5 protein-coding genes, 1 rRNA gene and 1 pseudogene are annotated in these 6,334 nt (G+C 49.4%); 5 read left to right on the plus strand and 2 right to left on the minus strand.

All coding sequences use genetic code 11. The features are described from left to right. Nucleotides 1–75: ribosomal RNA gene (locus ACSR9A_RS17545) — 16S ribosomal RNA — on the minus strand; the annotation flags it as partial. A gap of 556 nt (nt 76–631) precedes the next feature. On the opposite strand from ACSR9A_RS17545, the gene ACSR9A_RS17550 reads away from it, so the two are divergent. The 5 genes and pseudogenes from ACSR9A_RS17550 (at nt 632) to ACSR9A_RS17570 (ending at nt 3,962) form a co-directional block, all read left to right on the plus strand. Then, complete coding sequence (locus ACSR9A_RS17550) at nt 632–799, plus strand: hypothetical protein (protein WP_473758600.1); 168 nt, start codon at nt 632–634, stop codon at nt 797–799. Continuing rightward, a pseudogene (locus tag ACSR9A_RS17555) lies at nt 790–1,095 on the plus strand (adenine deaminase C-terminal domain-containing protein); the annotation flags it as partial. The gene ACSR9A_RS17550 and the pseudogene ACSR9A_RS17555, both read left to right, overlap by 10 nt. A gap of 225 nt (nt 1,096–1,320) precedes the next feature. Beyond that, nucleotides 1,321–1,998, plus strand: a complete 678-nt coding sequence (locus ACSR9A_RS17560; RefSeq protein ID WP_473758601.1) for a GntR family transcriptional regulator — start codon at nt 1,321–1,323, stop codon at nt 1,996–1,998. Nucleotides 1,999–2,016: 18 nt separating this feature from the next. Then, nucleotides 2,017–3,102 (plus strand): mannonate dehydratase, encoded by a 1,086-nt coding sequence (gene uxuA / locus ACSR9A_RS17565; RefSeq protein ID WP_473758602.1) that lies wholly within the window; start codon nt 2,017–2,019, stop codon nt 3,100–3,102. Further along, nucleotides 3,099–3,962 carry an SDR family oxidoreductase gene (locus ACSR9A_RS17570; RefSeq protein ID WP_473758603.1) on the plus strand — a complete coding sequence of 288 codons (864 nt, stop codon included), beginning with the start codon at nt 3,099–3,101 and terminating at the stop codon, nt 3,960–3,962. The genes uxuA and ACSR9A_RS17570 overlap by 4 nt, the downstream gene beginning before the upstream one ends. 225 nt (nt 3,963–4,187) lie before the next feature. Here the strand turns inward: ACSR9A_RS17570 and ACSR9A_RS17575 are convergent, their stop codons facing one another. Beyond that, complete coding sequence (locus tag ACSR9A_RS17575; RefSeq protein WP_473758604.1) at nt 4,188–6,161, minus strand: ABC transporter substrate-binding protein; 1,974 nt, start codon at nt 6,159–6,161, stop codon at nt 4,188–4,190. Nucleotides 6,162–6,334 lie beyond the last annotated feature (173 nt).

Here is a 6,334-nt window from a genome sequence, read left to right on the forward strand (position 1 = left end):
TCAACTCCGCTCGACTTGCATGTATTAGGCACGCCGCCAGCGTTCGTCCTGAGCCAGGATCAAACTCTCCATTTAGGTGTTTGACTTGCTCATTACTTTTTTGTATCGCTTTACATTAACTAAGTTAATGTGGCAGTTTCACTCGTTGTTCAGTTTTCAAAGAACAATTTCTCTTGCTTGCGTTTCGTTCTTGTCTGCCGTATGTCTCAGCGGCGACTCATATAATATATCACGGGTGCCTAGAGGATTGCAAGTGTTTTTTCAAAAAAACTTTTAACTATTTCATTTTATTTAAAAACTGCGCTCGAACTTCCGTTCATAATACCTCACTATAATGAAGTAATTATTTTAAACAGCCTATAAATGACTAGAATTTTAATCAAATACCTTTAATTATCATAGTTCCTGTCTACCTCCTTTCTCCTGAACAGTATTCATATATTTATTTCATTCTCTAAAGCTGCTCATACAACCGGAGCTAGAGCATCAATGTTCGGGTATTTCAATACTCTTATTAAACATTGATAAATGGCAACGTATACATAAATACTGCAACAGCCCATACGTGCAAGATTTTAGATTTAGCGAAAAATCATACAGTCCCTGTAATCCGCTGAGCAGGATGCCGTTAATGCGCAAGCCGGTATTCGAGCACCGCGTGCATGGACAAGACGGACTCGTCGATGCGCTCAAAGAGGTTGCCCCCTCCACAGAACGAATAAGCAAAGACAGCTTCGGTTCTAGTTTCCTAATTGAGCAGTTGCAGAAGTATCCTGGCGAAGTTTCGCTGATATGCTGATTGCCGCGAATACGGTGATTAAGCAGCAGGGAGGATTTTGCGTTGTAGATAATGGACAATTGCTCGCTAACATGCATTTGCCTGCCGGGGGTATTTTGACCGAGGCTCCGCTTGAAGAAGCTGGCCCAGCTGTCAAGCAGCTGCGTGAAGCGATGCAGTCGATCGATTATCGCCATTATAATCCGATTATGTCGATTGCTACCCATTCCATGCCTGTCAGCCCTTTTCTGAAAATGACAGACTATGGCCTCATTGATGTCAATGCAGGCAAAGTCGTTTCTTTAATTGTCAGCTAAAGGCTCATAAGCAGCCACTATAGCAAAAGCAACAAGTATCGTTCAGCATTCATCTGCTTGGACTAGGCTTGTTTTGCTTTAGGCAGGCGGATATCGCGCATGCTCTGAAGGAAATATTTTTCACCAAAAATGTTTCCGCTTCCAAACTACCATACAAGTATGGTAGTATAGTGAAAACGTAGCTTTTAACTTAAGAAATGAGCCTATCTACCGAGGAGGTGAACAATGGATTTTACGATAAAGCCCACTGCCGTATCGACGCGGGATGCGATTTATTTGACGCTGAAGGAGCAGATTTTGAGCCTTGAGCTGCCTCCCGGCACGAGCATTTCGGAGAAAGAAATCTCCCTAAAGCTTGGCGTCAGCCGCACCCCCGTTCGGGAAAGCTTCGTTCGGCTGGCGCAGGAAGGATTGCTGGAAATTTTTCCGCAGCGCGGCACTGATGTGTCGCTCATTGATTTGGAGCTGGTCGAGGAAGCACGCTTCATGCGCGAACAGTTGGAGACTGCGGTTATCCGCCTCGCCTGTATCAGCTTCCCTGCCGAACGCTTGACGGCGATGCGTCACAATCTCGCCTTGCAACGGGCTTCCGTAGAAAGCCAGGATTACAAAACGATGTTTGATCTGGACGAGGCTTTTCACCGCACGTTGTTCGAGGGCTGCCGCAAAAGCAACACTTGGGCCGTCATCCAGCAAATCAACGTCCATCTCAACCGCAGCCGCATGCTTCGTCTTGCTGCCGATCACCATTGGGAGCATTTGTACGAGCAGCATTTGCAGATGGCACAGGCGATTGAAAGCAGCGATACTCAGCTTGCCGAACGGCTGATGAACGAGCATTTGAACCTGACGATTGCCGATCAGGCGCTATTGAAAGAGAAGTTCCCTACCTACTTCAAATAATCGGAGGCGAAACGCATTATGAAAATGGTATTTCGTTGGTTTGGCGAAGGCAATGACACCGTCAGCCTTGACCAAATCAGACAAATTCCCGGCACGGAGGGCATCGTCTGGGCGCTGCATGACGTTCCAGCTGGCGATGAATGGCCGATGGACAAAATTATGAAGATTAAAGAAGCAGCGGACAAAGCCGGCCTGCACATTAAGGTCGTTGAAAGCGTCAATGTTCATGAGGACATTAAGCTTGGACTGCCAAGCCGCGATTTGTACATCGACAACTATAAGAAGACAATTGCCAAGCTTGCGCAGGTCGGCGTCAAAGTCATTTGCTACAACTTCATGCCGATTTTCGATTGGCTGCGTACCGATCTTCATAAGGAGATGGAAGACGGCTCGACGGCACTTTTTTATGAAAAAGCGATGATTGATAATGTCGATCCCTTCGAACTCGTTAAACGCATCAACGAAAACTCCAAGCTGACGATGCCGGGCTGGGAGCCGGAGCGGCTGCAATATTTGACCCAGCTGTTCGAAGCCTATCAGGGAGTTACGCAAGAGCATCTATGGGCAAATGCGAAATATTTCCTCGATGAAATTATTCCATTTGCTGCTGAGCATGACATTAGAATGGCCATTCACCCGGATGATCCACCTTGGCCGATTTTTGGCCTGCCGCGCATTATTACTGGGCAAGATAATATTCGCCGTTATCTCCAATTGCATGACAGCCCTTATAATGGTCTTACTTTATGCAGCGGATCGCTGGGCGCTAATCCAGAAAATGATATCGTGTCGATGATTCACGAGTTTGCCGACCGTATACCGTTCACGCATATTCGCAACGTACGCGTCTATGAAAACGGCGATTTCATCGAATCGTCACACCGGACACAGGATGGTACAGTCGATATCGCTGGTGTTGTGCAGGCCTACCATGAGGAGCAATTCGAGGGCTACTGCCGTCCGGATCACGGCCGCCATATTTGGGGCGAAGAGTGCCGTCCAGGCTACGGCTTGTATGACCGTGCACTCGGCATTATGTACCTTTGGGGCTTATGGGATGCGTATCAGAAAGCTGCCGCCGCGGAAGGAGCTGCTGCGAAGTGAGTGAAACGATAAGTTTACCGAAGCATGCCTCTATCGAGGGCAAAGTCGTCGTCATTACAGGCGGCGCAGGCGTATTATGCCGCGCAATGGCGCTGGAGCTCGGACGGCAAGGAGCGAAAATTGCCGTGCTTAACCGCACATTGGAAAAAGGCGAGCAGGTTGCGGCAGATATTAAAGCCGCAGGCGGACAAGCCCTTGCGGTTGCATGCGATGTCACCAACCAGCAAAGCGTTGCGGCAGCGGCGGAAACGGTGCTTGCCCAGCTTGGTCCGTGCGACTTGCTCATTAATGGCGCGGGCGGCAATCATCCGAGCGCCAATACGACGAATGAGACGTTCCAGCCGGAGGATTTGGACAATCCCAACGTTACCTCCTTCTTCGACTTGAAGGTGGACGGCTTTCGCAATGTGCTTGATTTAAACTTTGTCGGCAGCCTGATTCCGACTCAAGCTTTTTCCAAGCAGATGCTTGGCAGGGCTGGCGCAGCCGTTATTAATATTTCGTCGATGAGCGCACCGTCGCCGATGACGAAGGTTCCGGCGTACAGCGCAGCCAAAGCTGCCATTAACAATTTCACGCAGTGGCTCGCTGTCCATTTAGCTGATGCTGGCATTCGCGTAAATGCAATTGCTCCTGGCTTCTTCCTGACCCAGCAAAACGAGCGGCTGCTGCTGAATGAAGATGGCTCCCATACGGCGCGGGCAGGCAAAATCATCGCCCACACGCCGATGCGCCGCTTCGGATCGCCGCAGGATTTGCTCGGCACGCTGCTATGGCTGGCGGATGAGCAAATGTCCGGCTTCGTCACCGGCATTGTCGTTCCGGTCGATGGCGGCTTTATGGCCTATTCCGGCGTCTAGTCTATCCAGCTCTTCAAGCGTAAACGACTGTCGCCGTCCCTTGGCGGCAAAGCTAGTGTCTCAAGGATGAAATATAAGCCGATTATAAGGTGAAACTTATAAACTCTTAAATTTTAAAGAAATAAGTCGGGCTCCTTCATCACCTATGAAGGAGCCCGACTTATTTGACTAGCTCAGCTTGAAATCAAGCTGTCGATCGTATTCTTTTTCAACAACTGCTGCATATTATTTCAGGGCTTCATTGATCTGGTCTAATACTAGGTTAATAGCAACCGGACCATAATAGGCAATCCACAAATTCGTATCTTCTTTGTAAACATGGCCGTTTTGGACGGCTTTCATGTTTTTCCAAATGGCCGAGCTCTCGAATTCCTTCGTCAGCTCCAAATTGCTGCTGTCCTCCATCAGAAAGAGATGGTCGGCCTCAAGCTCAGGAAGCTTCTCAAGCGACAGCGACGCACTGCTGTTCTCTGCATCTACCGCCATTGCAGGCGGAGTCAGCCCCAGCTCATTGTACAAAAGCGCAGCTGTACGATGGGCTGTTGTATGCAGCCTCACAATATTGTCACGCGGTCTTAGCAGCGCAAACGTCTGGCCTTTGTATTTTTCGGATAGCTCTGCCTTCAGCCCGGAAATTTTGCTATTGTATTGATCAAGCACCTGCTGGGCTTCCTGTTCCTTATCCATAATGAGGCCAAACGTTCTCAGCGTCGTCTGCCAATCCTCATTGCGTTCAAAAATAAGCGTCGGCGCGATTTTCGTCAGCTGGTCGTAAATTTTATCCTGAAACTCCGTACCAATAATAATATCCGGCTCAAGAGCGATAATCGCTTCCAAATTAGGCTCATCCTTCGTGCCGAGCGTAACGACATCTACCAGCTTGCCCGCCATGTAATCCGGAAATTGCGATTTTTCCGATTCTGTCACTACGCTGCCGGAAGGCTGCTCACCAATGGCAATGAGCTGATCCATGAACTGCGTATCCAGCACAGCAATTCGCTGCGGCGTTTGCTCCAGCTTCAGCTCGCCCTTCATATGAGTAATGGTGCGCGGCGCACGTTCCTTCGAGCCCGTGTCCGTTACGCTTGGCGACGCAGTTATGCTATTGGATGGAGCTGACGCTCCTCCTGCGCTCGTGTTCGTACCGGCCGCGCCTGAGCATGCAGCCAGCAGCAAAGTTAGACTAAGCAGCAGACTGACCGTCCATCCTGCTTTAAAGCTTCTGTTTGTATACATCGTTCCAGCACCCCTAAAATGGTATTGATAATGATTTTCATCACTACCTTTACCACTATACGGACGCCGCTTCCTTGCAGCAATTGCATATCGCGACAACTCGGATGGATTATGACGACTGTCCGCCACAGGCTCACCGGTGATTTTAAAGCTGCTGGGGGAGGAGCCCACATGCTTTTTGAAAATGCGGCTGAAATAGTAGCTATCCGGATAACCAACCGTAGCTGCTATATCCTTCAATGAAGCATCTGTACCTAAAAGCAGCTCTCGCGCCTTCTGCATCCTCACTTGAATCAAATAATCGATGGGCCCTGCCTGATAGCGGGCTTTAAAAAGGCGCTGCAGCTGCCTTGGGCTGCAATGAAGCAGCTCGGACAACAGCGAAAGCGTTACCGCCTCGCCATAATGCTCATCCAAATAACGGCTGGCCTGCGCAGCGATATCCGGCACTGCCGCTGCAATCTCTTGGTGATGCAGCTGCCCCAGCAGCTCGCAAATGAGCTGGTAAAACAGCGATTTCGTCCGCAGCTTCTCCAGAGCGCCCGCTTGCATCCATTCCTGCTCCATGCGGACGATTTTCAAATAAATAGCGGCATGATGCAGCGGCGCAAAGCCATATTGCATGTGAAACGGCTTGCTGCGCTCAAGCAGCTGCACAGACTCCTTACGTACAGGCAGCGGTAACGACGCTTTATAAAATATGAAATAATATTCGAGTGGACCGGAGGTTGCCTCCATATCAAGAAACGCCCCTTTGCCTGCATGGCAAAGATAACAATACTCGGCGCGATGCTCCATTCCATCAAGCATAATCCGCCCCTGTCCCCGCGCGGTAAAAAGAAAAGCGCTCGCAGGCAGCTGATACGAGCGCAGCTCCTCACCCAGCTCCAGCACCGCATGCCGGATATCAAGCACCTTGATGGAGGCTTGGTTCCACAATTGAATGTGTTCATTCAAGTTCATCGCCCTTGTTCAACTCCTATGGATCAAATAGGTCAGACCGTAAAGCACCTCTCCCCATTATAGTGATAACAATTCTCATAGTCGATTGGAAGATGTGAGGAATACAGCACAAAAAGCCGTCGAATCACTCATTGATTCGACGGCCTTTAATTATTAAAGAACAGCCTTAAAAG

This window comes from Paenibacillus sp. R-74696 (genome assembly GCF_055814915.1).